Below are 26994 nucleotides of genomic sequence, written 5' to 3' on the forward strand. Positions count from 1 at the left end.
TCTTAACCCTTGGCTTCATTTTTATTTTGGATCGTGGTCCTGGGATTCAGGCTCATCTTCAAGTTTCGGATAAATAGTTTCTTCTTTTATTGGCGGTTGGGATGGTTGACTCTGTGATTCAGTGTCGTTTATCGCCTGTTTCGTTTTTCTTGGGGCCAAGCCGTATGAGGGATGATTCTTTTGATCAGGGTGGACCTTGACTTTCTGATCATCTTTTCGCTTAGGGAAAATCTTGCGTAAGACGGGACCAAGAATATATCGCCAGAGGAGCGAAAGAACTAATAGAACGAGCAGATAAGGCAAGATATTGAGGAAAAACACAATCACCCATTGGAAGACACGTTTGGTACGAATCCAGAAGCTATTGAAGGAGTACCCGACCTGTGTTCCAATGCTGAAGTCATCATTTTCTTGATTACCAATCCGTTCTCGTTCGAAGAGGTAATAATTAATGGTTCCCCATTCTAAGTCCTTGTCCGTGGCTGCTTGTTGATCAAGTAGCTCTTTACGACGTGCTTTCGCTTGGTCAAGAGATTGATGAAGACTTGCACGAATGTCCTTGTCTTTTTCTTCTTCGATTTGCTTTTCAAGTTCAGCAATCTCTTTTTCGATTTCTTCTAATTCTGTCGCTTGATAATCGACTTCGTCTTCCTTATCTTCACTTCCTAGGTTGGAAGTAATAAGGATTGCTTTATCAATGCTTTGTAGGGCATTATAGGCTTCCATGAAGTTTTCGCGTTTAACCTTTAGGGTCATCGAGAGTTCCATCAAGCCTTGGTTTTGACCGATATTGGACGTAACATGTCGTCCTTCATCTTGATACTGAATTTTGATTTGGTGGTCTGTAATCGTCTGCATTAAATTATCTTTTGCTTCTTGATAGTTGACCGTTTCCTGCGAAATCATTCCATTGAAATCCATGAAGGGTTGACTTTCAAGAATATCTTGAGATTGTTTCTCTAATTCCGACACGGCCGGGGTTGAGTTGTTGCCGCTATTGAATGCGCTACTCTCACAAGCAACTAGTACACTGGAACTCAGAAGGAGTAGGGCAAGCGCTTTAAATTTCTTTTTCATAGGCACCTCACTTTATTTTGCTTAATAGGAACGGTTTAGTTTAGTTTAACATTTTAGCAATCAGAGGTGATAATTTATTGCTCATAATGGTCCCAGGTTAAAGATGGGAGAGGAAACGAATTAATGAAGAAAGCAAGAAGAGAGACTCAGAGGTATATCGTTTTATTGGGAGAGTATTACAAGAAAAGAAGAGGGATGAAAGAAGCTGTTTGCTTCTTTCATCCCTCGTAAAGCTTGATAATATCCTATCTTAATATCGCCGGAGGGAATCGAACCCCCATCGAAAGAACCGGAATCTCTCGTGATATCCATTACACTACGGCGACGTAACTCATTCATTATAACAAATGAAAATCAAAAAGAATAGGGGAAAATAAAAAAATAAGACATAGTTATCAAATGAACCATGCCTTACTCATAAAAAACGGTTAGGATTAGAAGAAACTTGGGTGACGAGAATCTTCTGGATCTCCAAAATCATCATTCATATTTAATCCTACCGCAAAGGTTACCGCGATAAAAATCGTAGTGAATAATAAAACCCAAAATGCGTCCATGACTTCTCCTCCTTTTTGAGAGCTAAAAGATTAAAACGTTTTCTATACTTCCATTATACACTATTCGTAATAAAAGTGAATTGTTTTGCGCAAATTCTTATTATAATTTTTGCTTATTCAAATAGAACCTTAAATTTCATAGTTTAAAGGTTATTTAGTAGACAAAAGGCTTAAAATTAACTACTATTTAGTTATGATGTCATGTTGGGTTTTAGATAAGTGAAAGGAAGATTATATGAAGTTCAAAAAGTTGCTGTTAAAAGGATCACTTGTATTCGGCTCAATGTTAATCTTAGCTGCTTGTCAATCAGATAATTCCAAAGAAACCACCACGGTCGAAGTGACAACAAGTCAAGTTGCTGAACCAACAACTGTTGAAGAAACAACAATCGAGGAAACAACTAAAGAAGAAACAACTGAGGAAGAAACAACCGAAGAAGAAACAACGAAAGAAGAGACAACCGAAGAAGAAACAACCAAAGAAGAAACAACCGTAGAAGAAACAACCGTAGAAGAAACAACCGTAGAAGAAACAACCAAAGAAGAAAAGTCTGAAGCAACAAGTAAAGAAGAAAAAGCTAAAAAGGAAAAGTCTGAAGAAACAACCAAAGAAGACCAATCCGAAGAAACAGATAAAGAAGATCAAAAAGAAACAACAAGCAAAGAGGACAAATCTGAAGAAGATAATAAAGAAGAGACAAGTAAAGAAGACAAAAAAGACGAAATGACAGAAGAAGAGTCCTCTGAAGAAGAGGAAACTAGCAAAGAAAAAGAAGACAAGTCTGAAGAAACAAGTAAAGAAGACAAGTCAAAAGAAGATGAGACCGAAGAATCTTCTGAAGAAGAAACATCTGCTGAAGATCAGGAAAAGGATTCATCATATGATAAGAAAGTAAGCCCAGTTGCACCAGTCGCTGAAGAAGAACCACTTCAAGATGGTGATTATTCTGTCAAAGGAGAAGCCAATGAATTAGGTTGGCATTTAGCCCATTCGATCAAGGTCGAAGAAGGGAAAGTGGTAGAATCAGACTTTGATTACCTAAATGAAAAAGGCGATCGTTTAAGTGAAGATGAAGAATACAATCTTCAAATGGAGCAAGCGACGGAAGTGACATTAAAAGATGCGATCGATGAGTTGAATGAGGCCTTCTTAGCTGATCCAACTGCTAAGATCAAGGTTGTAGCAGGAGCTAATGAGACGAGCAAACACTTTAAGAAATCTGCTGAAACCCTTCTAGACCTTGCACGACAAGGGGATACAAAAGAGACCATGATCGAATTTGACCAAGAAATGCCTGCACTAAAAGATGGCGACTACATCCTCGAAGGCGAAGCTAATGAAGAAGGTTGGGCTGTGGAACACACTATTCAGGTAAAAGACGGTCAAATCATTGAATCTGTCTTTGATTATGTGAATGAAGAGGGTGAAAAGCTTTCAGAAGATAAGGAAGCCAACGAAGCTTTTGAGAAAGACCATAAACAAACCTTGAAAGATGTCTTTGAAACCCTTGATGAAGCGCTTGTGAATGAGGAAGATTTGGATGCGATTGAAATTGAAGGGGCCGAAGATTACCTTGAAGATTTCAAGGCATCAGTTGAAGTCTTGATTGAACAGGCTAAGGATGACGAAGCAGCATCTGAGGAATCAAGTGTAGACCAAGTCAAAAAAGACGCCAAAGAAAAAGCGGAAGACCTTGAAAAAGATGCTAAGGACCAAGTGGATAAGTTAGAAAAGGACGCAAAGGATAAAGCGGACGCCTTAGAAAAAGACACCAAAGAGTCAATGGACAAGATCGAGAAGGATGCTAAAGAAAAGGCAGAAAAACTTGAAAAAGATGCCAAGGATAAGGCAGAAAAACTCGAAAAAGATGTTAAGGATAAGGCAAATGAATTAGAAAAAGACGCAAAGGACAAGGCGGATAAGGTAACCAAAAACCTTAAGGATTCCAAGAAAAAATAGAGACTTAGCAGAATAATTAAAGAAAAATCTAGGAGGAAGCGAGGGCCTTCCTCCTTTTGCCTTAATCCATTCAAAATTTGTACTAGCATTATGGCTGATTTTTTGATATGATCTTAAATGTGCAAATTTTACAAGTCGCATTTACCCTAAATGCAATACGATAATAAAGGAGTTCATATACATGGCATTAGACGCAGAATTACGTACAAAAACAGGGACCGGTGCTTCAAAGAAAGCACGTAATGAAGGAAAAATTCCAGTATCCTTATACGGTGGTGATTTAGAAGCAACTTCTCTTCTCGTTAACCGTCGTGAGTTTGAAGCCCTTCTTAAAAAAGAAGGATCAAATGCGGTTTTTGATGTGAATTACGATGGTAAGACACAAAAAGTAATCTTAAAGAACTTTGAAAAGGCAGCTTTAGCCGATCAATTTTACTCCGTAGACCTTGCAGCGATTTCAGCTGACCAAAAACTTCAAGTGGAAATTCCTCTAGTCCTTGTAAATGCTGAAACGATCAAGGAAGGAATCGTGGAATTAGTGATGAATACGGTTGAAGTTGAAACAGCACCCGACACGATTCCAAATTCATTCGAAATCGATGTAACAGGGATGGAAATTGGGGATTCTAAGTCAATCGCTGACCTTGAAGTGCCAGCAGGCGTTGAAGTATTAGTTGAATCTGAAGAAACCATTGTTTCTGTCTCAGCTCCTTCTGAGGAACCAGAAGAAACCGATTCAGAAGAAGCAGCAGAACCAGAAGTAATTGGTGAAGAGCAAGAAGATTCTGAATCAGAAGAATAATTATTAAATGATAAAAAGAGTACAGCGAACATTTTGTTTGTTGTGCTTTTTTTATAGGAGGAGGGTCGTCTGTGACAAACCAGAATTTAGCTGCCTTACAAGCCCAAGTTTGTCGAAAGGCCCTCGAGATTGGGATTGACAAAATTGGCTTTGCCTCAGCAGAGCCCTTTGATCATTTGGAGGAAAGCCTGATGCAGCAGAAAGCACGGCATTATACCAGTGGGTTTGAACACCCCAATCTTAAGGAGCGAATTTATCCGGACTTAATCTTTGACCAGCCTCAGTCCATCATCTCAATCTGTCTGGCTTATCCAAGTCAACTACCCAATCCTCTTCCCTCAGATCCTGGCAATCGAAGAGGCAGCTTTGCACGAGCTTCTTGGGGACTTGACTACCATGAAATTCTGCGCCAGCGAATGAAGGCCTTAATGGACTACCTGCAAGACTTGTTTCCAGATAATCATTTTAAGGCCATGGTGGATACCGGAGAATTGATTGATGTGGCAGTCGCTGAACGAGCAGGGATTGGCTTTATTGGCAAGAACGGGCTAATCATTACCCCAGAATTCGGTAGTTTTGTCTATTTAGGAGAGATTATTACCGACATTCCTTTCACCCCCAGTCAACGGATTCCAAATGGTTGTGGGGATTGTGATCGATGTATCCGGTCATGCCCAACCCAAGCCCTTTTGGGAGATGGTCGGATGAATGCACAACGCTGTCTATCCTATCAAACTCAAACAAAGGGCCACCTGCCGGAAAAATTCCGTCGTAAAATCACCCATGTGATTTATGGCTGTGATATTTGCCAACTTACCTGTCCCTATAACAAGGGGCATGACCATCACCGTCATCCGGAGATGGAGCCTCAGCCTGATCAGGTTCAGCCAGCCTTAAAGCCTATGCTGACCCTCAATAATAAGGAGTTTAAGCGACAATTCGGTTCCTTAGCCGGCTCCTGGCGGGGCAAGAAACCCTTGCAACGCAATGCCATTGTTTCTTTGGCTAATTATGGCGACCAAACCGCTCTACCTCTGCTCTTGGAGTTGATTGAGCGCGACCCACGACCTGTTATTCGGGCGACTTCTGCTTATGCGGTTAGTCGGATTCAAAAATTTCAAAACGAACAGATGGTCGATCTCATTAAGGGTCAACTTGACCGAGAAAGTGACCCAGAAACCGTCACAGAGATGCAAAAAGCCATTGAAACACTTGAGAAAAAACGTAAAAAACCAGTGAATCGATAGAAAGAAGACACCGTATGAAAAACCACATTGTACTCTTTGAACCCTTGATGCCAGCGAATACCGGAAATATTTCGCGGACCTGTGCTGGAACGAACACAACACTGCATCTGATTGAGCCCTTGGGCTTCTCGACTGATGATAAGATGCTCAAACGGGCTGGACTCGACTATTGGGACCATGTTGAGATTGTTTATCATCAAGATCTGGAAACCTTTATAACCTATTTAGCTGGCAGACGTCTCTATTTAATTACCAAGTTTGCCCCCCAGATCTACACTCAGGCCGATCTGGCCGATCCGAGTGTGGATGAGCAGTTCTTTCTCTTTGGTAAAGAAACGACCGGTTTACCTGAAGCCTTTATGCAAGAACATAAAGCCCAATGCCTTCGAATCCCGATGAATGATACCCATATCCGTTCCTTGAACTTATCGAATACGGCCAACATTATAATTTATGAAGCCTTGCGCCAACAGAACTTTGCTGGACTGGATGGCATTCACCACTACCGGGATACTGACAAATCACGGCGGTTAAATTGGTAGGGCGCATTCTACAGCTAGAATTGATAGCTGTAGAAAAACCAGGGCCTAAGCAATGGATAAAATGACTGGAGATCGTCTATCGAAAGTGATCACTTATGCAGAGATCTAAAGCGAAGCATATTAGCACTTCTTCCCACACAGATGATTGGGGTTGCTGAACCATCATGATTCAGTTTTGAGATTGGCACCCTTGAAAATCTAAATTCTTGACTAAAGGATGATGTTTAATATAATAGAGATATCAGTAAGTGCGACCAGTATTTGACCTCGATGGTTCAGAAAGGTAGCGGTTGATGGAAGCTATCCCATTCAGTCAAGGAATCCCCGCATTGTCTACTTTATGAAAGCAAGGATTAAATAAAGTCGGTCCATCACCGTTATGATGAAGGTGTGAGATTAATGATGTAATCTCGAACTCGGGTGGTACCGCGGAAAAGAGGCTTTTCGTCCCAATAGGAGGAGGCCTCTTTATTTTACTTTAAGGGAGGAATCACCATGTTAGATCGTAAATATTTGCGTGAGCATTTAGAAGAAGTGACCCAAAAATTAACCAACCGAGGTGTTGAGGAAGCCACATTAAGTCAATTTAAGGACTTGGATGCTCAGCGGCGAACCCTCTTAACAGAGGTCGAAAGCTTAAAGCAGACGCGTAATTCAGTCTCTCAAGAAATTGCCCAGATTAAACGCAATCGAGGGGATGCTGAGGCCTTAATTCAACAAATGCAGGAAATTGGTCAACAGATCAGTGGTCTCGAACAAGACCTAGCCAGAGTGGACCAGGATTTAGCTAATATTGAGCATCGCTTACCCAACATTGCCCATGATTCGGTTCCGATTGGAGCGGATGAAGAGGATAACGTGGAGGTGAGACGGTGGGGGACTGTACCCGAATTTAGCTTTGAACCTTTAAACCACTGGGATCTTGCTGAGAACCTGGGAATTCTCGATTTTGAACGGGCCGGTAAGGTGACGGGATCCCGCTTCGTCTTCTACAAGGGCTTGGGGGCTCGGCTAGAACGGGCACTCTATAATTTTATGTTGGATATCCATACCCAAAAGAATGACTATACAGAAGTGATCCCACCTTATATTGTGAACCAAGAATCGATGTTTGGAACAGGTCAATACCCTAAGTTTAAGGAAGATACTTTTGAATTGAACGATGACCGTCACTTTGTTCTGATTCCAACGGCGGAAGTTCCGCTGACAAATTATTACCGGAATGAAGTCTTAGATATCGAGGACTTGCCCGTTAAATTTACGGCTATGAGCCCTTCTTTCCGATCTGAAGCAGGATCAGCGGGGCGGGATACACGTGGTCTGATCCGGATGCACCAATTCCATAAGGTAGAAATGGTAAAATATGCTCACCCTGACCATTCTTATGAGGAATTAGAGGCCATGGTGGTCAATGCGGAAGAGATCTTACAGGCTTTAGAATTGCCTTACCGTGTGATCACGCTATGCACAGGCGACATGGGCTTCTCAGCTAGCAAGACTTATGACTTGGAAGTATGGGTGCCTGGCCAAAATACCTATCGGGAAATCTCTTCTTGCTCCAATACAGAAGCTTTCCAAGCAAGACGAGCCATGATTCGCTTCCGCAATGCAGAAGGTAAGTTGAATTATGTCCATACCCTCAATGGGTCTGGTTTAGCGGTCGGTCGAACCCTGGTCGCAATTCTGGAAAACTACCAGCAAGCAGATGGCACGATCAAGATTCCGACGGCATTAGTGCCTTATATGGGTGGTATCACAGAGATTAATCGAGAAAATGCAGTCGCTAAGTAAACAAATAAGGCTCACTGATGAATGGTGTCATCAGTGAGCATTTTTGTTAGGCGTCATTTTATTTGAAAAGATTTTATTTGAAAAGTGTGTAGAGAATGACGATAGCCCCTAGAATGATACGATAATAACCAAAGGGCTTGAAGTTATTTGTCTTGATAAATTTGAGCAAGCTTTGAATGACGATCAAGGAGACGATAAAGGCAACCAACATTCCGAATAGGAGATAGACTAATTCGGCTGTCGTGAAGGAGAAGCCGAAGTCCTTCAACTTAACCAAGGAGGCCCCTAACATAATGGGCATGGACATGAAGAAGGAGAATTCAGTAGCGACCGTTCGATCCATCCCTAAGAGGAGGCCACCTAAGATGGTTGAGCCAGATCGAGAGGTCCCTGGGATCAAGGAGAGGGCCTGGAAGAGCCCTGTTTTAAAGGCGGTTGGGTAGGAGATTTGAGTGACCTGGCTAGTATGTTTGGCATGACGGCCTGTCTTACGGTCTTCAATCCATAGGAAGGCAAATCCATAGATAATTAAGGCAGAAGCTACAACCGTCGGGGTATTAAAATACATTTCCATGTAGTCATTGATTAAGAGTCCCAGGACTGCTGCCGGGATGCTGGCAACAACAACCTTGAACCAGATGATCCAGGTTTCTTTTCGGTCTTGTGGGGACTTGGCGGGGTTGAAAGGATTGAGTTTATTGAAATATAAGACGACCACAGCTAGGATGGAGCCAAATTGGACCACGGTTCGAAACATTTCGATAAAAGCAGGGTCCAAATTTAATTGAATAAACTCTTCGACTAGAATTAAATGGCCAGTTGAGGAGATGGGGAGCCATTCTGTAATGCCTTGAACGACACTCAAGATAAAGATTTTCAATAGTTCTAATAAGTCGACTGCTTGCATAATTTCACCTCATTGTTGATTTGACCAAGGTTATTATAACTAAAAGAAAGAAGGATGTCACTGTCAAAGGAAGCACAAGAATGGGTATCTGCCTGCAAGTATGGTAAAATCAAAATTATAAGAAAGGGGAGAATGTCATGTTTAATCTTTTCAAGAAGAAAGAGCGGAAGCAAGAAGAAAGTCAAGAACAAAGTCAAGAAGTCACACTCTATGCCATGTGTGACGGTGAGTTATTAAATATAGAGGAAGTCGATGACCGCGTTTTCGCCCAGAAAATGATGGGTGACGGGTTTGCCATTAAGCCTTCATCAAATCAGGTCTATTCTCCAGTCAAGGGCCAAGTGGATTCTGTTTTTCCAACCAAGCACGCGATTGGTTTAAAGGCTGACAAGCTAGAGCTACTCTTACATATGGGGATTGATACCGTTCATTTAGATGGAGGGCCTTTTGAGGGAGCTGTTAAAGCTCATGATGACGTGGACCCGCAAACTCTCTTATCTACGGTCGATTTCCAGGCCCTAGAAGAGGCGAATAAGGACAATGTTATGATTTTGGTCTTCACTAATGGGGATGAGGTGCTGGACCACTTCGAACTGACCGCATCGGGTAGGGTGAGTCAGGGGCAAGAGATCGGAAAAGTAACCTTCCATTAAGAGAGGCTCATTATCAAGCAGCCTATGACGCGAGACTCCCAATCAATCAAATGAATAAAACACCAAGTGGTTAATCACAGACCATGGCCGACAAAGGGCTCCTTTTCTGGACGGATCCCATTGGGCCCTGCCTAGAGGCTAGGCCGACAGGTAGGATCGAGTCGGCTAGCTGTCTGTGAAGTCACATTGGTGTTTTATTTTATTGTGAGGAATCATTTGATTTTAACTAACAAGATCTAAGTCCAAGGAATAGCTAGCAAGTGTGATAAATATCTTCTTATGGCCTTGATTGAGTCGTGACCACGCAGACACACTCCGGTGCGTAGACTTCATTATGAATGAAAGTGAGCTGACCGGTTGCTTCATCCCGTTCAAATAAAGAAAGATAATCCGACTCTTGGTGGCCTACGAAGACCCACTTTTCATCGGCACTTAAGGCAAAGTCTCTTGGGATTTGACCATAGGTCGATATTTCTTGGATAGGGGTTAAGTAACCCGTTTCGGGATCGATCGCAAAGACGGTTATTTGGTTGGTGAACCGGGTGGACACATAGAGATAGCGTCCATCTTGACTGATTTTAATGGCTGCTCCTGCGGCCTGTCCCTCTTCTTCGGAAAGGTTTGGCCAAGAGGGAAGGATGCTTAAGCGACCGGTGGATCCAAATTCGATTAAAGTGGTTTGGTTATCGAGTTCGCCCACTAAATAAAGCCAATTGTGGTGAGGATGTTCGACCAAATGGCGCGGTCCACTTCCCTGGGGCAACTTGATGGAATCCACAGCTTCTAGCGATCCCTCAGCTTGAATCTGGTAGGACCAGACAGTATCCTGGCCTAAATCACAGACCCATAAGAAGCGGCCGTCTTTAGAAATTCCGGCATAGTGAATATGGGAGGGGGTGGTTGGATCGGTTTGTTGATCTTGACCATATTGAATCGTTTGCATAACAGCCAACTGGTCTTGGCTATTCAAGGCAAGCACATCAAGTCGACCCAGGTGGTAATTGGAGACATATAGGCACCGTCGAATAGAATCATAGGTGAGATGGCAAGCGGGAATCCTTGTATAGAGTAGACGCTGGTCTTCGACCCATTCACCTAAGGGATTCTTCTTGAACCTCGCCACCCCAGCGCCTGTTTCCTCTTTGACAATCGAAAATAAAGAATCTTCTTGATCGGATAGACAGAGGTAAGTGGGGTGATCAATCGGTAGAACCCTTTGGATTGCTTGGGAACTCCTTAGACTTTCATCAAAACGGATGGTCCGAATCCCCTCGTTGACGCGCTTGGTATAGCCTCCCAGGATCAATTGTTGTAACATTATCCAACCTCCTCAATTAAATCACTATGATTATAGCATAAGATTTTCTTCATTCGATAAGTAAGCGTCGCCATCTTTTTGCGAACTATGGTAGAATAGATTCACGATAAGTCGAAAGGAGTGAGAATCATGGAACCAAACAAAGATCACTCGAACCAGTCGACCCGGGTAGCTTTTTGGGAGAATCAACATATTCAACGGCTAATCTTTCTGCTGTTACTCTTTCTTGTTATTTGGGTCTTTGCTCAGATTGCCTATATCTTTCAACCAATCGCAACTTTCTTCCAATTCTTTGCTTTTCCCATCATTGGAACGGGGATCTTCTATTATCTCTTATCCCCCATGGTCATCCGCTTATCCAAGCGGGGGGTCAATCGCCATCTGTCGATTTGGATTATTTATATTGTGGTGACCCTGCTCTTGGTGTGGGGAATTGCGACGATCGTTCCGATTGTTCAAAGGCAAACGACTGCTTTCATTGATAATTTACCCGATTATATTAAGAGTATGGATCAAATCTTAAATAGGATCCCTTTTTGGCCGGATCTGGAAGAGGTGTTTCCCGATACCGCCAAGAATGTTCAATCGATTGATTATAATAATCTCTACAAGCAGTTTCAGCCGATCGTCTCTTCAACCTTTGGTGGCTTGGGGAGTGTCATTGGGACGGTATCAACCGTAGCTGCTGGCTTGGTGACGATCCCAATTCTGCTCTATTATATGCTCCTAGAAGGTTATAAGCTCTTGCCGGTTATTACAAAGTTCATTCCCAATAAGTACCGCCAAACCTGTAAGACTATCTTTTATAAGTCCCACTATCAAATTGGACGGTATATTCGTGGTCAGATTATTGTGGCGATCATCGTTGGGATTATGTTCTCAATTGGCTACACCATCATTGGACTTGATTATGCGGTTTCTTTAGGGGTCCTTGCCATGTTCTTAAATGTGATTCCCTATCTCGGATCGGTGATATCGGCAGTGCCAGCCCTCATCATTGGTTTAATTACCTCGCCCTTCATGTTTGTCAAGGTCGCGATTGTCCTAATGGTGGAAAATGTGATTGAAGGCCGGTTTGTTCAACCACAAATTTTGGGGTCCAATCTAGAGATTCATCCGATCACGATTCTGGTCGTCCTACTGGGGGCCGGGCGTCTGTTCGGTCTGACGGGTGTGATCTTAGCGGTGCCTGCTTATGCGGTCTTGAAGGTGATTTTCACGGAACTCTTTGAGATTTTCCGCAAAAATTCGTCACTCTATCAAGAGAGTGAGTCCAGTTCGATACCAGGTCCGGATGGGGCCCAGATTGCTGAGCAAAAACAAGAGGATTAATAATTTGATCTCCTTCCATGGCTTTTAAGCGGATTAGCTGACGATTGGAAGAGATCGATAGATAAGGAAAGATTGACTATATGGGAGTTATCATCAATGGAGCGGTCATTGTTATTTGTGGGATTCTAGGTCTTCGACTTGCGGGGGGGATTCCAGATCAGATCCACCAGCGGGTGATGCAGGGGATTGCCCTATGTGTCTTAGCGATAGGAATCGATGGAGCGCTAGGTGGACAGGAAACAATCGTGATGATCTTATCCATGGTTTTTGGGGCCATGATCGGAGAATGGATTGATATTGATGCCCGGATTAAAGGGGGCATCCAAAAGTTAGAACAAAAGTATGCGCGAGGCAATGGGCAACAGGACTTAGGTCCGGGCTTTGTTGCGGGTGTGATGATCTTTTGTATCGGTTCAATGTCCATCCTAGGTTCTTTAGAGGCGGGACTAACCGGATCGAATACGACTCTCTATACCAAGTCCATTCTGGACGGGATTACTGCTATCCTACTTGGGTCCTCCCTTGGGGCTGGCGTGATCCTATCGGCGATCCCAGTCATCCTGATGGAAGGGGCGATTGTCCTCTTGGCAGGTGTTCTAGCCCCCGTCTTGTCCGATGCAGTGGTTCATGAAATTATTGCGGTCGGCTCTTTGTTGCTAGTTGGATTGGCCTTTAATATGTTGAATCTCTCAGATTTAAAGATTATGAACTATACCCCTGCTATGCTTTTACCGCCCTTTTTTATGGCTTTAATCCACCTCTTCTTTTAAATAGGGTCTGTGCCTTATGATCTGACCAGAGGATGACAGCCGAACAAAAAGCACTCCCAGACTTTGAAAGCTTTACCCGCTCGCTTTTGTCTAGAGCGAGTGAGCAGGGTGAGTCTTAGGGAGTACTTTAAATGATTCTTTTGGAAAAGGAACATCACTGTTCCGGGAAATAGATATCAAGTGAGAAAGAGGAGAGGATTAGGTGAGAAAGTTAGTCGGAATTGTTGGCAATAATGCTGATGTTTCAACGAATCGGGCCTTGTTAGCCTATATGCAGACCCGCTATCAAAAAGATGCCAAGATTGAATTGTTGGAAGTGAAGAATTGGCCTGTTTTTAATAAAGATGGTGTGGCGAGAAGGCCCGCGGAAATATCAAAAGCCATTGACCAGATTGAAAGGGCGGAGGGCGTAATTATTGCGACTCCTGAGTACAACCTTTCGATTCCAGCTGCCCTATCGAATGCCCTCTCCTGGCTGGCCTGTGAGTCCTTTCCCTTAGTTGACAAGCCAACCTTGATTGTAGGGGCTTCTTATGGGACTTTGGGCACTTCGAGAGCCCAAGGTCACCTACGCTCTATCCTGAATGCGCCAGTTATCCGAGCCATGGTGATGCCAGGACCTCCTTTTCTTTTGGGCCACTCTTTACAGGCCTTTGACGATCAAGGGCAATTGCAGGACCCTGTCAAGGTCGCTCAATTGGATGGTTATTTTGAAGTCTTTCAATCTTTTATTCAAATGACTCAAGGCTTATCTGGCCATCACGAGGCGAATGTTCTAGCTGCGCAGAGCTTTTACCAAGGGCTGATTCAGATACAAGAAGAAGGAGGTCAATAGGATGAAACTGGTCGGAATTGTTGGATCCAATTCGAATCATTCGTATAATCGCATGCTGCTACAATATATTCAGACGCGTTATGCGGACCGATTTGAACTTGAATTATTGGAAATTAAGGATGTGCCCATGTTTAATGTCAGTCAGGACCAGAGTAACCATCCGACACTCCTTTATCTCAACCAAGCAATTAAGGAAGCAGATGGTGTGGTGATTGCGACCCCTGAGCATCTTTATACCATCCCAACGGCCCTAAAGTCGACCTTGGAATGGCTCAGTTACCGTCTACGTCCTTTTTTGAACAAGCCTGTTTATGTGATTGGGGCTTCCTATCAAGACCAAGGGACTTCGACTGCCCAGCTCCATCTTCGTCAAATTATGCAAGCACCTGGGCTCAATGCCTATGTCCTGCCTGGTAACGAGTTTCTGCTTGGCCTGGCCCAAGAAAAGTTTGACCAAAAGGGTGAGTTGATTGATGCCAAGAGCATTGAATTATTGGATCAAGGCCTAGCTAAATTCTTGCGCTTTGTTCAGATCATTAAGGCCATTGAAGTCGATGAGGGGCGTCTTGCCGCGATCTTAGAAGAAGTCGAAGACCCATCAGCAGGGGATGAATGATGGCTTTATTTCGCAAGTTCTTGGGCGATCTTGAGGGCCTTTTGCGTATTAGCGAAGTGCAATTTGGCCGTTTGATTGAGGACTTCTTGACCGTGTTCTGCGACCAAGCGGGCCGCAAATTGGTCTACGGGCGGATTGGCGCCTGAAGGCAAGCGGACTTGGTAGTCTGCGCCCAGCTTAATGAGTCCCTGGACAAAGGCATCTCGGGCAATAATGGAAGCACAGGCAACTGCCAGGTGAATCGACTCCGCCTTTTGGGCAAAGTAGGTAATCGGCTGGTAGTCAGGCATGGTTTCACCTAAGAGTTGATAGTAATTCTTTTTGGGGGTGAATTGGTCGATGAGGATGCCTTGTAAGTCATCTTTTTCTTGTTTGCTTAATTTAGCCCTTAATTTCTGCAGGGTAAAATCATGCAATTTTACTTTAATCGCATTGGCATGATAGGATTGCGTGAGCTGGTTATACTTGTGGGGGTTGACGATGGTCAAGTGGTAGGGGACGGTCTGGATGAGCTGTTGAGCGATTTGGTGGATTTGTTGGTCTGAGAGTTTTTTTGAATCCTGGACGCCTAATTTTCGCACCGCTTTTTGTTGGTCCTTATCGAGGTAGACTGCACAGACAGTTAAAGGGCCAAAATAAGACCCATTGCCGACCTCATCACTGCCGATTAAGGTCCACTGAGCAATTTCTGACGGTAAGCTTGATGCGGCTTGGTGTAGGCGAGGCTGCACATCTGACTGATCTTGCCAGAGCTTGGCTTCGCTTTCGGCCTGGGGACCTTGAAAGAGTACTTTACCCGTGTGATAGGCGGTAATCGTCGTCTGATTGATTTTAACTCGTAATTGGCTATGAGGAATGAGGGGTTGTAAATATTTTTGATAGTGGTTGGCCATTTTTTGAATGGTTGCTTGGTCTAATTTAAGGGTGATTGAATGCATGTCCGTCACTTCTTTCTTGGATTTATCACGAGTAAAAGGGCAATCCATCAGTCAAAGTCTATTAAATCCCGCCAGATAATGCAAGCTGGCGGGACTTTTGGTAAAATAAGTAAAAAGACGATTCATGAAGGAGAAGTTATGGTACAAAGAGACCGATACCGTGCTGAAATTGCAGGAAAAAATTATACGCTAGTTGGCAGCTATTCAAAAGAACACTTAGATGGTGCCGTCCAACTGGTCAACCTACAACTTGAACAACTCGCCCAATTGGCTCCCGATCTCTCGACAGAAGACTTAGCGATTCTGATGGCGGTCAATGCGATCTCTGATCAGATGATTAAAGAAAAGCGGATTATGGATTTGGAAAACCAGCTTGAATTAAGTCAGATGAGTCAATCCGATCGAGACCGAACCAATGGGGCCTTTTCCAAGGAAAATTAAAGGAGAAAATCAATGCTTTCAATATTAGTTATCGCCATCCTTGCTTATGGCTTCTATGCTGGTTACCGTTCTGGCCTCATCATGCAGGCAGTCCGGTTAATTGGTTATGTCATCACCTTTCTATTAGCGACCCGTTATTTTGATGTCTTGAATCATTGGGTCGAAATGTTCGTTCCCTTCCCAGCTGTTCAAGCGGATAGCCAGTTGGTCCTCTATACAGAAGCACAAAGTTTCTACCTTGATCAAGCCTTCTATAAGCTCTTGACCTTCTTGATTATCTGGCTCATTGGCTGGCTAGTGACCAATCTGCTCTCGACCCTTCTGATTAAGGTGACTTATTATGATGTCTTAAACCTCGTGAATCGTATTCTAGGGGGCTTCATCAATTTGCTTGTAGTCTATTTTATCGTCTTTATGGTCTTATACTTGCTTTCACTCTTACCCATCGAGTTTATCCAACAACAGTTTGTTAATCATCCCTTGCTTTTTTGGATTGTCGATTCTTCGCCTTTTTTATCCGACTTTATCCATCAATTGGGACTGGGTATTTAGCTTTTGACAAGGAGGGATTCTATGAACATGCAGAAGACTTTGCAGAAGTTAGAATACGATAAGGTCAAGAACCAACTGCGTCCACATTGTCGAACGAATATGGCAAAAGACTTGGTCGATCAGCTCCAGCCTTCAGCCTCCCTCAAGGAGATCGAGACCTGGCAGGATGAGGTGGAAGAAGCGTTGGCTATTCTCGACCAGAATAAATCCATCCCAATTCCTCATTTGAAGGGGCTGGGAATGGCTTTCAAGCGGTTGAAACTCCAAGCCTTTCTTAACGGCTATGAGCTCAGCCAGATTGGCAAGCTCCTGACCACTGTTGGTCAATTGCTCGATTTTTTCGATCAGATGAAGGCCGAAGAGAAGAACTATCCAGCGCTTGACAAGTGGGTGGACCAGTGTGTGGCCTTACCTGATTTGGTCCATCAGATTGACCAAACCGTGAATGAGGAGGGGTCCGTCCTCTCGTCTGCTTCCATTAAATTAGCTGGCATCCGGCGCAGTCAAAGTCAAACGGAGCAGGCGATCCGTAATGTCCTAAACCAACTCCTCAGATCCAAAGCCTCCCAATTGTCGGATGCTTTAATCACCATTCGGAACGATCGCTTTGTCCTACCAGTCAAAGCAGAATTTCGTGGTCAATTTGGAGGGACTGTCCATGACCAATCTTCAACGGGCCAGACCCTCTATGTTGAACCTCAAGCAGTCGTGGCCTTAAATAATAAGTTGGCTGATTTAGCAGCCCAAGAGAAGGCGGAGATTGAGCGTATCCTAGAGGAGCTATCTATGGCCTTGGTTCCTTATGTTTCGGAGATTCGGCAGAATGAACGGATGATTGCTCAGTTAGATTTTATTCAAGCTAAGGCAGCTTATGCCAAAGCCAATCAAGCGACCAAGCCTAGCTTCTCTGAAGACCAACAGATTGCCTTATGGCAGGCACGTCACCCCTTAATTGACCCCGATAAGATTGTGGCTAATGATATTTTAATTGGTGACTCTTACCAGCTCTTAGTGATTACAGGTCCTAATACTGGGGGAAAGACGATCATCCTGAAGACTTTAGGTCTGGTTCAAGTCATGGGTCAATCCGGCTTATTTGTGCCCTGTGAAGCGGGATCACAATTGGGTGTCTTTGAAGGGATTTATGCGGACATCGGTGATGAGCAGTCCATCGAGCAGAGCCTTTCAACCTTCTCAAGTCATATGACCAATATTGTGAAGATCATTGAAGCCAGTCATGAATCCTCCTTGGTCCTCTTTGATGAATTGGGGTCAGGGACAGATCCTCAAGAAGGAGCAGCCTTAGCCATGGCGATTCTGGATTACTTGCGTAAGGTTGGGGCGACTGTCATGGCCACGACCCATTATCCTGAGTTGAAGGTCTATGCCCACGAAACACCCAAAACTGTGAATGCTTCGATGGAGTTTGATAGTGAGTCACTCTCACCGACTTATCGCTTATTAATTGGGGTTCCCGGCCGATCGAACGCCTTTGACATCTCCAAACGGCTGGGATTGAGAGAGGATATCCTAGCCGATGCCCGGCAAGGCATCTCTAAGGAAAGTCAGTCCCTGAATGAAATGGTCGCTAAATTAGAGCGTGAACGTCGTCAGTCTGAACTCAAGCACGCGAGTGCGGTTGAATTCCTGAACCGGTCTGAACAGCTGCTCAAGGACCTTAGAACAGAGTACAACCGTTATTTGGATCAGAAGGAAGACTTGATGGAGAAGGCCAAGCGTCAAGCCAATGAGAAGGTCGCTGAGGCCCAAAAAGAAGCCGAGAAGCTCTTGCAAGAAATTCGGGACCTTCAGCTCGTCCAAGGGCAAAATCAAACCATCAAGGAACATGTCTTGATTGATAAGAAGCAAGCCTTTGACCAGCTGAAAGAGGCCGAAAATCTCAAGAAGAATAAGGTGCTCAAGAAAGCTAAAAAAGCGCAAGGATTTGCTGTGGGGGACCAAGTAGAGGTCTTATCTTACCAGCAGCGGGGTGTGGTCGTTGAACAGGTGGCTAAGAACGAATATCTCGTTCAAATGGGCATTCTCAAAATGAAATTCCCGGCCGAGGAGTTGAATGCCATTGCCCCCGTCCAATCAAGTAAACACCGAGTCAATGTCCAACGCCGAGCTGGCAGCAAGGTTTCAACCAGCTTGGACTTAAGAGGTCAACGCTATGATGCTGCCATGCAAGGCCTGACCCAATACCTAGACCAAGCCCTCCTCTCAAACCACCCCATGGTCACCATTATTCATGGGAAGGGGACAGGAGCTCTGCGTAAAGGGGTTCAAAAGAAGTTAGAAAGTCATCCCCAAGTCGACCATTATGAATTTTCAGCCCCCAATGCGGGTGGGGACGGTTCAACCGTTGTTTACTTTAAGTAAGGAATGGAAGGATCCATTTACATTCTAATAAGCAGATAAATAGCATGGAATGGCTGTTTCTGATAATATAACTAATGGAATTTAAGATAGAAGGAGGAAGTTTATGACAAGAGAATTAACAGACCAACAATTTGAAGAGGCAACCAGCCAGGGTCTCAGCCTCGTGGACTTTTGGGCACCTTGGTGTGGACCCTGCCGGATGCAGTCACCGATTGTTGATGAGATATCAGATGAAATGGAAGGGCAAGTAGAGGTTTTCAAGATGAATGTGGATGACCAACCAGAGACTGCCCAGGCCTTCGGGATTATGTCCATCCCGACTCTTATTATCAAGAAAGATGGCCAAGTGGTTGAGAAATTAGTCGGCTTCCATGATAAAGACCGTCTACAAGCCATCTTAAATAACCACCTCTAAAGCGGCTGTCAAAGTTGAACCAGGTCCATGCATGACCTGGTTTCTTGCTAGGCAGGGAAAATCACAAGCTAAATCATGCTGACTAAGATAGGAAGTGGATCGAAAACCATCCTATTGGCCATTCATAAAGGCCTGTCACGAGCATGGATCAGAAAGGAGTATATTATGATAATTGGAATACCAAGAGAAATAAAGGAAAATGAAGACCGGGTTGGCCTTACACCAGCCAATGTCGAAGAACTTGTAAATGCAGGGCATACCCTGATTGTGGAATCGCACGCTGGTGATGGGTCTGGCTTCATTGATGCGCAATATGAAAAAGCGGGAGCTGAGATCGTCAATGATCCTGCTGAGGTCTGGAAAGCGGAAATGGTGGTCAAGGTAAAGGAACCTCTGCCACAAGAATTCGATTATTTCCATGAAGATCTGATCCTCTTTACCTATTTGCACTTGGCACCGGAGAATGACTTAACGGATGCCTTGCTTGAGAAAGGCGTAATCGGGGTTGCTTATGAGACCATGGAAGATTCTGGTACCTTACCTCTCTTAACCCCAATGTCTGAAGTAGCTGGACGGATGGCCGTTCAAGCGGCTGCTAACCTGCTAGAGAAGAATAATGGGGGGCCAGGGATCTTACTCGGTGGGGTACCTGGTGTCCGCCGGGCCAATGTCACCGTTATCGGTGGTGGAGTGGTTGGCTTAAATAGTGCCAAGCTGGCCTATGGTTTGGGAGCAAACGTGACGATTCTAGACGTCAACCCTCAACGACTCGCCCAATTAGAAAATATTCTTGGTAATGGTGTCCAAACACTGATGTCGAACGAAGTTAATATTCGGCGAGCAGTGATTGATTCGGATGTGGTCATCGGATCGGTTCTCATCGCAGGTCGTCGAGCACCAGTCCTGGTAACGGAAGATACCATTAAAGAAATGAACGAAGGGTCTGTCTTGATCGATATCGCGGTCGACCAGGGGGGTAACTTTGAAACTACCCACGCAACCAGCCACTCCAAGCCAACCTTTACTAAGCATGGGGTGATTCACTATGCTGTTGCCAATATTCCAGGGGCGGTCCCACGTACCTCTACTCTGGCTTTGACGAATGCTAGCTTCCACTACGCTAAAGAAATTGCGAACAAGGGCATCCTAGCAGCTGTTAAGGAGAACGCGACCATCGCAACCGGTATTAACACCTATAAGAACCACCTCACATCCAAGGCCGTTGCCGAATCCCAAGATAAAGAATACACACCACTTGAAAAGATCCTAAATTAACCCCATCCAGGTCCTACAAGATCAGTGATCCACTCAGTTGAATGGTAAAAAAATCAGACTTTCGACTGAGTGGATCCATCTTGAGGTCAATTTGTGAAAAGTTTATAATGAAAGTAAGGTTATTATATTTTTAAGTGAGGAGAATGATAAATGAAAATTAAGGATGTGACCCCCGGTTTTAATGTAGGAGAAGATGACCAGAAAAGGTCCAACCGCCCACACGGCAAAGGCCCCTTTAAGGCTCGGTCACTTTACCTGATCTTGATCCTATTGGCGGCTATCTATTATTATATTTTATTACCTCCCCTTCACTATGCTTCGAGAGAATTTTGGTTCTTCCTCGGCTTGATCCTGGTGGGTGTCATCTTAATTGAATTAATCAATGACTCCAGCCGCCTGGTGAAAAACCTCATGTCAGGTCAGGTAAGAGCGATTGATTGGAAGCAATTACGTGTCGGTAAAAAATACCGCTTATTGCTATCCCCAGTCATCGCTTTGGGACTGGTCTTTATCCTGACCCAAATTATTTTTTCTCCTTTATTTATGTCCCAACAATTCTCGAGTCTCCTACAACCCACTAAGAAGGACATTCAAACAGATTTTCCAGAAGTGGATGTGAATCAGATCCCACTAGTAGACCGGGATACCGCTGAGCGGTTGGGGGATCGGCGGTTAGGGTCCTTAACAGATCTTGTCTCACAATTTGAGGTATCGCCTGAATATACTCAAATCAACATTAAGGCAGAACCCTATCGTGTGACCCCCTTAAAATATGCCGGTTTCTTTAAATGGTTGAATAATTTCCGGGAGGGAATTCCCCATTATTTACAAGTGAATAATGTCACAGGGCAGGTGGATGTCATGACCCCTGACAAACCGATTCGCTATTCTTATGCCGATCATTTTAACCGGTATATCATGCGGCACCTGCGCTTTAACTATCCATTTACCTTATTTGGTCGGCCGGCCTTTGAGATTGATGATGAAGGAACCCCCTATTATATCGCAACTACCTTTGGCCGGAATTTCTTCCTGAAAGAACCGGAGCCAACGGGTCTGATCTTGGTCAATGCGATGACGGGTGACCACAAGCATTATGGCTTAAAGGATATCCCGACCTGGGTAGACCGAGTCTATCCGGCAGATCTCGTCCTTCACCAATTAAGCTTAAATGGTAATTACCGTTTTGGTTTCTGGAATTCGCTCTTTGCTAAAGAGGGGGTTACGCGTCCTTCTGAAGGTTATAACTACTTGCCGATGAAAGATGACTTATACCTCTACACAGGAATTACCTCTGTCTCGAGTGATGATTCAAATATCGGCTTTGTCTTAGTGAATCTAAGAACAAAGGAAGCGACCATGTATCCACAATCAGCAGCTGAAGAATTCTCTGCCATGGAATCAGCTGAAGGTTCTGTTCAGGAGAAGGGCTATGTGGCTACTTTCCCACTCTTGATTAACCTCCAAGGTAAGCCCATGTATATTCTGACCTTAAAGGATTCCTCGGGTCTGATTAAGAGCTATGCCTTAGTAGATGTCGAGAATTATCAGAATGTTTATGTGGCTCCTAGTGTGAGCCAATTGATGGCTAACTATGCCAGTGACCACCCGCTAGAAGTGATGCCAATCGACCAATCCACACTCAAAGAGGTGACGGGTGAGGTCGAATCGATCCAAGCAGTTGTTCGACAAGGGGAGACCATTTACTACTTCATGGTGGACGGTCAGGTCTACCAAGCCCCTGCTTCTCTGAATGATTTCCTACCCTTCCTAGAAGAAGGACAAGTGATTCAATTCAAACAGGATGATCAAGGAAACATTCATGCAGTGGATTTGACGGAAACCTTTGGTGACCAAGCACAGACCAACCAAGACCAAGCGATACTGGAAGAAGTAGAAGACCCCCTAGTCGATCAATTGGCAGAGTAAAGTATCCCGTGATCTAGACGACCAGCAGACAAGACAAGAGAGGAGTTTAGTATGTTAGAAGTACAGCACTTAGCCAAGTCTTTTGGCGAGGTTCAAGCCGTAAAGGATGTCTCCTTTACGGTGGAACCCGGGACCATCATGGGTTTTATCGGGCCCAATGGTTCAGGTAAGACGACCGTCTTTCGGATGATTCTTGATTTTCTAACACCGGACCAAGGAGGGAAGGTGCTTTGGAATAACCAAGAAGTAGGTAGTAAGATCCATGATATTGTAGGCTACCTACCAGAAGAACGCGGCCTTTATGAGAAGATGTCCATCGAAGATCAAATCGTCTATTTTGCGAGTTTGAGAGGGATGGACCGCAAGGAAATTCTGGATGAGATTGATATCTGGATGGAAAAGTTTGCGGTTAAAGGAAACCGAAAAGATAAAATTAACACCTTGTCTAAAGGGAACCAACAAAAAGTTCAGTTGATTTCGACTTTGATCCACCGGCCTAAATTAGTGATTCTAGATGAGCCCTTCTCAGGGTTGGACCCTGTCAATGCGGACCTCTTGAAAGAAGGAATCTTTGAATTAAAGAACCAAGGTTCAAGTATTATCTTTTCGAGTCATAATATGAATAACGTGTCCGATATTTGCGACAAATTGGCCATGGTCGTCAATGGTGAAGAAGTCCTCTACGGGACCTTGCAAGAAGTGCGCGAAAGCTTTGGCCGGGTTAAGATCTATCTGGAGACCGACCAATGGACGGAAGAAGAATTATCTGGTTTAGAAGGGGTTCGTGAAGTTGAAAAAACTCAGCCCAACCGCTATACGCTGGTCTTAACCGATCCTTCTTATGGTCCAGCCCTCTTTAAAACGATCACCAAGGGTAATTATATTGAGATGTTTAGTCAGCAACCACCGACGTTGGATGAGATTTTCAAAATGAAAGCAGGTGACCTGATTCATGGCTAAGATGTGGTTAGTAGCGAAAGAAGTTTATCGCAAGAATGTGAAGTCTTGGGCCTTCTTCTGGATGATTTTTGGTCCAATTTTGATGATGGCAGTGATCGCAGCAATTGCTTTCTTCGTTGTGCGTGATCAATCGACCTCTTCCGTGGGAAATGTTGGGGTCGTCACAGAAGATGCGCGGGTTCAGCAGGTCATTGAAGACCTAGAGGATGATAATACTTATCATTTTGATTTAAACGAAGACCAAGCAGAAGCCCAGCTGGCGGATGGGACCCTCGATGGTTACCTCCTGGCAGGTGTGGAGGAGGACACGGTCCAGGCTAAGTTCTACCGGAAGAATGCCGGTAAGGATATTTCGGTTAGAGGGATGGCCCAGGCGCTTTCGGAAGTTCAGATGGCGATAAAGGTCGAAAATCTGGATATTGATCAAACAGCTGTGCAAGACCTATTGAATGCAGCTGTTCATGTTGAAACGATTAAGGTCAAGACAGACCAAGAAGGACAAACAACTGAGGTTTCAGCCGATGACCCGCTTAATTTTATTAAGACAGGCGTTGCCTATGTGGTCTGCTTTGTGATTTTCATATTTATTATGAATTATATTTCGATCGTTTCACAAGAAATTGCGGCAGAGAAAGGATCGCGGATCATGGAGATTATCCTTTCCTCAATTACACCAAGTGCCCACTTCTTAGGTAAGTTATTAGGGGTTGGCCTGGTTATTCTGACACAATTAGTTATCTATCTGGTTCTTGGCCTGATTATCGCTTACTTAGCTCTCCTTTATTTCAGAGGGCAGTTATTTGGCGGCAGCGACCAACTGGCAAGCCTCGAAGCGGGGCTGGGAATGCAGTTAACTTGGGAAAACTTACGTCCCTTCTTTACACAAATTAAACCAGTTCTGTTATACGGTTTACTCTATGCTGTCTTGGGAATTTCTATCTATTCCATTCTTGCGGCCTTCCTGGGGTCTTTAGTCTCCAAGGTAGAAGATGTCAATAAGATGGTGACACCGATTACCTTGATCGGGGTAGCTGGCTTTTATCTAGCCATGTATGCCTTGAATGCACCTAATTCGCCTGTGGTCAAAATTGGTTCCTTCATTCCTTTCTTCACCCCCTTTGTTATGCCTTTCCGGTTGGCCAATGACTCCGTTATGTCCAATGAGATCTGGCTGTCGGTTGCGATTGTCCTGGTCTTCTTAGTGCTCAGCATCTGGTTGTCTGTGGCCTTCTACAAGTCAAATGTTCTGGTCTATAGTGAGAAGGGATTGATTGGGACCTTCAAGCAATCCATTTCTATCTGGCGTAATGAACGTCAAGCGAATCGCTAACCGATCGATTCATTAGGTCTTGTATTCAACAAGCCTGAAAGGGAAATGGACGAGACCACTCGCGACTCTTTAAGAAGACAAAGAGTGTCTTAAAATTACTATCAAAACCAACACACCGAATATGAAATCACTGGAGAAGCCCTGATCAAACGAGGGTTGTTGAGAGAAATCCGCCGAGGATCGAGCAATTCGACCAATCGTCAGGTGGTATTCCGCCTCCCAGTGATGACTTATTCGGTGTTTTGTTGTCTCTTGACCAGGATTTGTGAAGGAGTTTAAGGATAAAAAGACTGTAATCGCTTTGTATTGATCGAGACAGGGCCCAACCAAGATCAAAAAACGTCAGCTAAGGGTAGGAAAATATGCTAAAATAAACAAGAGACTGGTTTGAGGAGGAGACAAATGCGTGAGTTACCGATTGGCTATATTGATTCAGGGGTAGGGGGACTGACTGTTGTCAAAGAAAGTCTTAAACAACTGCCTAATGAATCGATTCTATTTCTAGGCGATAATGCCAGATGTCCCTATGGTCCCCGTTCGCTGGACCAAGTACGAGCTTATATCTGGCAATTGACTAATTTTCTGAGAGAACAAGGCATCAAAATGTTAGTTGTGGCTTGCAATACCGGTACAGCGGCTGCAGTGGATGAATTGAAGCAAGTCTTGAAGATTCCTGTTGTCGGTGTCATCGCTTCTGGAAGCCGGGCAGCTATTAAACAAACGAGGAATAACCATATCGGAGTGATCGGGACCCAAGGGACCATTCAAAGTCAGCTCTACCGTCGGACCATCTTAGAAAAGAGTGATCGGGTGACAGTTGACAGTCTAGCATGTCCTAGTTTTGTGGATTTGGTTGAATCCGGAGTCCCCCATGATGTCGAACTTTCACACCACATTGACCAAGTACTTGCTCCTTTAGTTGATCAAGGAATTGATACCCTGGTGCTAGGATGTACCCATTATCCTCACCTCCAAGCAGAGATTCAAAAGGCCGTCGGATTGGGTGTTACCCTCATCGATTCGGGTGTCGAGACGGTTAATGAAGTCAGTATGCTCTTGGATTATTTCAATTTAAGTCGTTCAGCGGATGAAGCGCGGGCGAATCCACCCTACCAGATTTACTATACGACGGGTTCGGTAGACTCCTTTAAGGAGATGGCAGGTAAGTGGCTACAAGACCCCCTATTGGATGTCCGGGGGTGCCAGATAAGAGGAGAAATGATTAATGAAATTACTAATAGCAAGCCATAATGCGGGGAAGGTTCAAGAGTTTCAGCAGTTGCTGGCTCCCTTGGGCCTAGAAGTATGTTCCTTACTGGACTACCCAGAGATTGAGGAAGTCGAAGAGACGGGTACCACATTCGAGGAAAATGCGCGGCTTAAGGCTGAACAAATTGCGCGAGAAATGCACTGTTTAACCCTAGCGGATGATTCTGGCCTGTCTGTTCCCAGCTTAGATAATGCGCCAGGAGTCTACTCCGCTCGCTATGCGGGTCAGCCAAAGGATGATGGCAAGAATCGCCAGAAGCTACTCAAAAAAATGGAAGACTTTACTGGCCCTGACCGAGCCGGTCATTTTACCACCTGTATCGTAGTGGCTTATCCTGGGGTCGAGTCGCTGGTTGTCCAAGGGCAGGTGACGGGCCGAATTACCCATGAAGAAAAAGGTCAAGCAGGATTTGGTTATGATTCAATCTTTTACTATGAGCCCTTAGGCTTAACTTTTGCTGAAATGGAACCTGCGGTTAAGAATCAAATCTCGCATCGAGCAGTGGCGGTGGCGAAGCTACAAGACCAACTCGGTGGCTGGTTGGAGGCGACATTTTAATGAAATTTCTCATTATGAGTGATAACCATGGTCGACATAGTTTAGTTCAAGAGCTGGTCAAAGCCTTTCAAGGTCAAGTGGATTATTTCTTTCACTGTGGGGACTCGGAATTTGCGGCGAGCGATCCCATTTGGCAGGTCTTTGCTGGCAATGTTACAGGGAATATGGATTTTGATGCAGGCTATGCCCAAGAAAGCGTGGTTGAGACACCAGTAGGTAGGGTCTTGCTGGTTCATGGCCACCGCCACCAAGTCAACCAAAGTAACGACTTGTTATTACAAATTGGCCTAGAGGACCAGGTGCAATTTATTTTTCATGGTCATACCCACCGCCTGTATTCGGAGTACAGGCAGGGGATTTTAATGGTGAATCCCGGTTCCTTGAACCATTCGCGTGGTCCCGTTAATCAGACCACCTTTGCCATTGTGACAGTTGAGCCGGATCGCTACCAGGTTGAGTTTCGAGATGAGAAGGGCAAAGTCCTTGATGGACTGACCCAAGTCTATGCTCGCTAATGCTAGCCTTCCTTTCTCACCT

Annotated in this window: 26 protein-coding genes, 1 tRNA gene and 1 other annotated feature; of the genes, 21 read left to right on the top strand and 6 right to left on the bottom strand. The window is 44.5% G+C overall.

All coding sequences use genetic code 11. The features are described 5' to 3' along the window. Positions 1–21: 21 nt before the first annotated feature. The 3 genes from HMPREF9708_RS06265 to HMPREF9708_RS08620 all read right to left on the bottom strand — a co-directional run bounded on the left by HMPREF9708_RS06265 (position 22) and on the right by HMPREF9708_RS08620 (position 1634). Positions 22–972: a DUF4349 domain-containing protein gene (locus tag HMPREF9708_RS06265; RefSeq protein ID WP_198004240.1), complete on the bottom strand. Its 951-nt coding sequence runs from the start codon at positions 970–972 to the stop codon at positions 22–24. Between the two features lie 359 nt (positions 973–1331). Continuing rightward, a tRNA-Arg gene (locus tag HMPREF9708_RS06270) sits at positions 1332–1403 on the bottom strand. A 108-nt stretch (positions 1404–1511) separates the two neighbouring features. After that, a complete protein-coding gene (locus HMPREF9708_RS08620) occupies positions 1512–1634 on the bottom strand; it encodes a hypothetical protein (RefSeq protein WP_006309416.1) in 123 nt (40 codons plus the stop codon). Between the two features lie 235 nt (positions 1635–1869). Between HMPREF9708_RS08620 and HMPREF9708_RS06275 the strand changes: the two genes are divergently transcribed. The 5 genes from HMPREF9708_RS06275 (at position 1870) to serS (ending at position 7976) form a co-directional block, all read left to right on the top strand. Continuing rightward, on the top strand, positions 1870–3594 hold the full coding sequence (locus tag HMPREF9708_RS06275) for a hypothetical protein (protein ID WP_006309417.1): 1725 nt from the start codon (positions 1870–1872) through the stop codon (positions 3592–3594). A 181-nt stretch (positions 3595–3775) separates the two neighbouring features. Next, complete coding sequence (locus tag HMPREF9708_RS06280) at positions 3776–4396, top strand: 50S ribosomal protein L25 (protein WP_006309418.1); 621 nt, start codon at positions 3776–3778, stop codon at positions 4394–4396. A gap of 71 nt (positions 4397–4467) precedes the next feature. Continuing rightward, entirely contained in the window at positions 4468–5643 is a 1176-nt protein-coding gene (queG, locus tag HMPREF9708_RS06285) for a tRNA epoxyqueuosine(34) reductase QueG (protein WP_006309419.1), read from the top strand. 14 nt (positions 5644–5657) lie between these two features. Next, complete coding sequence (gene trmL, locus HMPREF9708_RS06290) at positions 5658–6185, top strand: tRNA (uridine(34)/cytosine(34)/5-carboxymethylaminomethyluridine(34)-2'-O)-methyltransferase TrmL (RefSeq protein ID WP_006309420.1); 528 nt, start codon at positions 5658–5660, stop codon at positions 6183–6185. Between the two features lie 231 nt (positions 6186–6416). Next, positions 6417–6640, top strand: a binding site (T-box leader). 40 nt (positions 6641–6680) lie between these two features. Next, a complete protein-coding gene (gene serS / locus HMPREF9708_RS06295; RefSeq protein WP_006309421.1) occupies positions 6681–7976 on the top strand; it encodes a serine--tRNA ligase in 1296 nt (431 codons plus the stop codon). A 73-nt stretch (positions 7977–8049) separates the two neighbouring features. Here the strand turns inward: serS and HMPREF9708_RS06300 are convergent, their stop codons facing one another. Then, positions 8050–8883, bottom strand: coding sequence for an undecaprenyl-diphosphate phosphatase (locus tag HMPREF9708_RS06300; RefSeq protein WP_006309422.1), 834 nt, complete (start codon positions 8881–8883; stop codon positions 8050–8052). A gap of 137 nt (positions 8884–9020) precedes the next feature. Between HMPREF9708_RS06300 and HMPREF9708_RS06305 the strand changes: the two genes are divergently transcribed. Beyond that, positions 9021–9536: a PTS sugar transporter subunit IIA gene (locus tag HMPREF9708_RS06305; RefSeq protein WP_006309423.1), complete on the top strand. Its 516-nt coding sequence runs from the start codon at positions 9021–9023 to the stop codon at positions 9534–9536. Between the two features lie 277 nt (positions 9537–9813). Here the strand turns inward: HMPREF9708_RS06305 and HMPREF9708_RS06310 are convergent, their stop codons facing one another. Next, a complete protein-coding gene (locus HMPREF9708_RS06310; RefSeq protein ID WP_006309424.1) occupies positions 9814–10854 on the bottom strand; it encodes a lactonase family protein in 1041 nt (346 codons plus the stop codon). A gap of 129 nt (positions 10855–10983) precedes the next feature. On the opposite strand from HMPREF9708_RS06310, the gene HMPREF9708_RS06315 reads away from it, so the two are divergent. From HMPREF9708_RS06315 to HMPREF9708_RS06330, 4 genes are all read left to right on the top strand, one after another. Continuing rightward, the gene (locus HMPREF9708_RS06315) at positions 10984–12186 is read left to right on the top strand and encodes an AI-2E family transporter (protein ID WP_006309425.1); all 1203 of its coding nucleotides are present in this window, start codon (positions 10984–10986) and stop codon (positions 12184–12186) included. A gap of 80 nt (positions 12187–12266) precedes the next feature. Then, positions 12267–12956, top strand: a complete 690-nt coding sequence (locus HMPREF9708_RS06320) for a DUF554 domain-containing protein (RefSeq protein ID WP_006309426.1) — start codon at positions 12267–12269, stop codon at positions 12954–12956. A gap of 202 nt (positions 12957–13158) precedes the next feature. Then, positions 13159–13791: an NADPH-dependent FMN reductase gene (locus HMPREF9708_RS06325; protein WP_006309427.1), complete on the top strand. Its 633-nt coding sequence runs from the start codon at positions 13159–13161 to the stop codon at positions 13789–13791. Between the two features lies 1 nt (position 13792). Further along, entirely contained in the window at positions 13793–14407 is a 615-nt protein-coding gene (locus HMPREF9708_RS06330; protein ID WP_006309428.1) for an NADPH-dependent FMN reductase, read from the top strand. Between the two features lie 5 nt (positions 14408–14412). Here the strand turns inward: HMPREF9708_RS06330 and rnhC are convergent, their stop codons facing one another. Then, the gene (rnhC, locus tag HMPREF9708_RS06335) at positions 14413–15393 is read right to left on the bottom strand and encodes a ribonuclease HIII (protein WP_232215552.1); all 981 of its coding nucleotides are present in this window, start codon (positions 15391–15393) and stop codon (positions 14413–14415) included. Positions 15394–15483: 90 nt separating this feature from the next. Between rnhC and HMPREF9708_RS06340 the strand changes: the two genes are divergently transcribed. The 11 genes from HMPREF9708_RS06340 (at position 15484) to HMPREF9708_RS06390 (ending at position 26972) form a co-directional block, all read left to right on the top strand. Continuing rightward, positions 15484–15786 carry a cell division protein ZapA gene (locus tag HMPREF9708_RS06340; RefSeq protein ID WP_006309430.1) on the top strand — a complete coding sequence of 101 codons (303 nt, stop codon included), beginning with the start codon at positions 15484–15486 and terminating at the stop codon, positions 15784–15786. 12 nt (positions 15787–15798) lie between these two features. Further along, complete coding sequence (locus HMPREF9708_RS06345) at positions 15799–16338, top strand: CvpA family protein (RefSeq protein WP_006309431.1); 540 nt, start codon at positions 15799–15801, stop codon at positions 16336–16338. 21 nt (positions 16339–16359) lie between these two features. After that, the gene (locus tag HMPREF9708_RS06350) at positions 16360–18720 is read left to right on the top strand and encodes an endonuclease MutS2 (protein ID WP_006309432.1); all 2361 of its coding nucleotides are present in this window, start codon (positions 16360–16362) and stop codon (positions 18718–18720) included. Positions 18721–18823: 103 nt separating this feature from the next. Beyond that, positions 18824–19135 carry a thioredoxin gene (gene trxA / locus HMPREF9708_RS06355; RefSeq protein WP_006309433.1) on the top strand — a complete coding sequence of 104 codons (312 nt, stop codon included), beginning with the start codon at positions 18824–18826 and terminating at the stop codon, positions 19133–19135. A 165-nt stretch (positions 19136–19300) separates the two neighbouring features. Beyond that, positions 19301–20410 carry an alanine dehydrogenase gene (gene ald, locus HMPREF9708_RS06360; RefSeq protein WP_006309434.1) on the top strand — a complete coding sequence of 370 codons (1110 nt, stop codon included), beginning with the start codon at positions 19301–19303 and terminating at the stop codon, positions 20408–20410. A 150-nt stretch (positions 20411–20560) separates the two neighbouring features. After that, complete coding sequence (locus HMPREF9708_RS06365) at positions 20561–22339, top strand: hypothetical protein (RefSeq protein ID WP_006309435.1); 1779 nt, start codon at positions 20561–20563, stop codon at positions 22337–22339. A gap of 51 nt (positions 22340–22390) precedes the next feature. Then, on the top strand, positions 22391–23299 hold the full coding sequence (locus HMPREF9708_RS06370) for an ABC transporter ATP-binding protein (protein ID WP_006309437.1): 909 nt from the start codon (positions 22391–22393) through the stop codon (positions 23297–23299). After that, entirely contained in the window at positions 23292–24629 is a 1338-nt protein-coding gene (locus HMPREF9708_RS06375; protein ID WP_006309439.1) for an ABC transporter permease, read from the top strand. The genes HMPREF9708_RS06370 and HMPREF9708_RS06375 overlap by 8 nt, the downstream gene beginning before the upstream one ends. A gap of 402 nt (positions 24630–25031) precedes the next feature. Beyond that, the gene (racE, locus tag HMPREF9708_RS06380; protein ID WP_006309440.1) at positions 25032–25880 is read left to right on the top strand and encodes a glutamate racemase; all 849 of its coding nucleotides are present in this window, start codon (positions 25032–25034) and stop codon (positions 25878–25880) included. After that, entirely contained in the window at positions 25855–26457 is a 603-nt protein-coding gene (locus HMPREF9708_RS06385) for an XTP/dITP diphosphatase (protein WP_006309441.1), read from the top strand. The genes racE and HMPREF9708_RS06385 overlap by 26 nt, the downstream gene beginning before the upstream one ends. Next, a complete protein-coding gene (locus HMPREF9708_RS06390; protein ID WP_006309442.1) occupies positions 26457–26972 on the top strand; it encodes a metallophosphoesterase family protein in 516 nt (171 codons plus the stop codon). Before HMPREF9708_RS06385 ends, HMPREF9708_RS06390 begins: the two co-directional genes overlap by 1 nt. Positions 26973–26994: the final 22 nt, after the last annotated feature.

Origin of the sequence: Facklamia languida CCUG 37842, from assembly GCF_000245795.1 — a bacterium.
GTDB classification, from domain to species: domain Bacteria; phylum Bacillota; class Bacilli; order Lactobacillales; family Aerococcaceae; genus Facklamia; species Facklamia languida.

Excerpts from the sequence above, each read along its gene's own strand:
- HMPREF9708_RS08620 (WP_006309416.1), bottom strand. The coding sequence starts at position 1,634 with ATGGACGCATTTTGGGTTTTATTATTCACTACGATTTTTATCGCGGTA.
- HMPREF9708_RS06275 (WP_006309417.1), top strand. The coding sequence starts at position 1,870 with ATGAAGTTCAAAAAGTTGCTGTTAAAAGGATCACTTGTATTCGGCTCA.
- HMPREF9708_RS06280 (WP_006309418.1), top strand. The coding sequence starts at position 3,776 with ATGGCATTAGACGCAGAATTACGTACAAAAACAGGGACCGGTGCTTCA.
- trmL (WP_006309420.1), top strand. The coding sequence starts at position 5,658 with ATGAAAAACCACATTGTACTCTTTGAACCCTTGATGCCAGCGAATACC.
- serS (WP_006309421.1), top strand. The coding sequence starts at position 6,681 with ATGTTAGATCGTAAATATTTGCGTGAGCATTTAGAAGAAGTGACCCAA.
- HMPREF9708_RS06300 (WP_006309422.1), bottom strand. The coding sequence starts at position 8,883 with ATGCAAGCAGTCGACTTATTAGAACTATTGAAAATCTTTATCTTGAGT.
- HMPREF9708_RS06305 (WP_006309423.1), top strand. The coding sequence starts at position 9,021 with ATGTTTAATCTTTTCAAGAAGAAAGAGCGGAAGCAAGAAGAAAGTCAA.
- HMPREF9708_RS06310 (WP_006309424.1), bottom strand. The coding sequence starts at position 10,854 with ATGTTACAACAATTGATCCTGGGAGGCTATACCAAGCGCGTCAACGAG.
- HMPREF9708_RS06315 (WP_006309425.1), top strand. The coding sequence starts at position 10,984 with ATGGAACCAAACAAAGATCACTCGAACCAGTCGACCCGGGTAGCTTTT.
- HMPREF9708_RS06320 (WP_006309426.1), top strand. The coding sequence starts at position 12,267 with ATGGGAGTTATCATCAATGGAGCGGTCATTGTTATTTGTGGGATTCTA.
- HMPREF9708_RS06330 (WP_006309428.1), top strand. The coding sequence starts at position 13,793 with ATGAAACTGGTCGGAATTGTTGGATCCAATTCGAATCATTCGTATAAT.
- rnhC (WP_232215552.1), bottom strand. The coding sequence starts at position 15,393 with ATGGATTGCCCTTTTACTCGTGATAAATCCAAGAAAGAAGTGACGGAC.
- HMPREF9708_RS06340 (WP_006309430.1), top strand. The coding sequence starts at position 15,484 with ATGGTACAAAGAGACCGATACCGTGCTGAAATTGCAGGAAAAAATTAT.
- HMPREF9708_RS06345 (WP_006309431.1), top strand. The coding sequence starts at position 15,799 with ATGCTTTCAATATTAGTTATCGCCATCCTTGCTTATGGCTTCTATGCT.
- HMPREF9708_RS06350 (WP_006309432.1), top strand. The coding sequence starts at position 16,360 with ATGAACATGCAGAAGACTTTGCAGAAGTTAGAATACGATAAGGTCAAG.
- trxA (WP_006309433.1), top strand. The coding sequence starts at position 18,824 with ATGACAAGAGAATTAACAGACCAACAATTTGAAGAGGCAACCAGCCAG.
- ald (WP_006309434.1), top strand. The coding sequence starts at position 19,301 with ATGATAATTGGAATACCAAGAGAAATAAAGGAAAATGAAGACCGGGTT.
- HMPREF9708_RS06365 (WP_006309435.1), top strand. The coding sequence starts at position 20,561 with ATGAAAATTAAGGATGTGACCCCCGGTTTTAATGTAGGAGAAGATGAC.
- HMPREF9708_RS06370 (WP_006309437.1), top strand. The coding sequence starts at position 22,391 with ATGTTAGAAGTACAGCACTTAGCCAAGTCTTTTGGCGAGGTTCAAGCC.
- HMPREF9708_RS06375 (WP_006309439.1), top strand. The coding sequence starts at position 23,292 with ATGGCTAAGATGTGGTTAGTAGCGAAAGAAGTTTATCGCAAGAATGTG.
- racE (WP_006309440.1), top strand. The coding sequence starts at position 25,032 with ATGCGTGAGTTACCGATTGGCTATATTGATTCAGGGGTAGGGGGACTG.
- HMPREF9708_RS06385 (WP_006309441.1), top strand. The coding sequence starts at position 25,855 with ATGAAATTACTAATAGCAAGCCATAATGCGGGGAAGGTTCAAGAGTTT.
- HMPREF9708_RS06390 (WP_006309442.1), top strand. The coding sequence starts at position 26,457 with ATGAAATTTCTCATTATGAGTGATAACCATGGTCGACATAGTTTAGTT.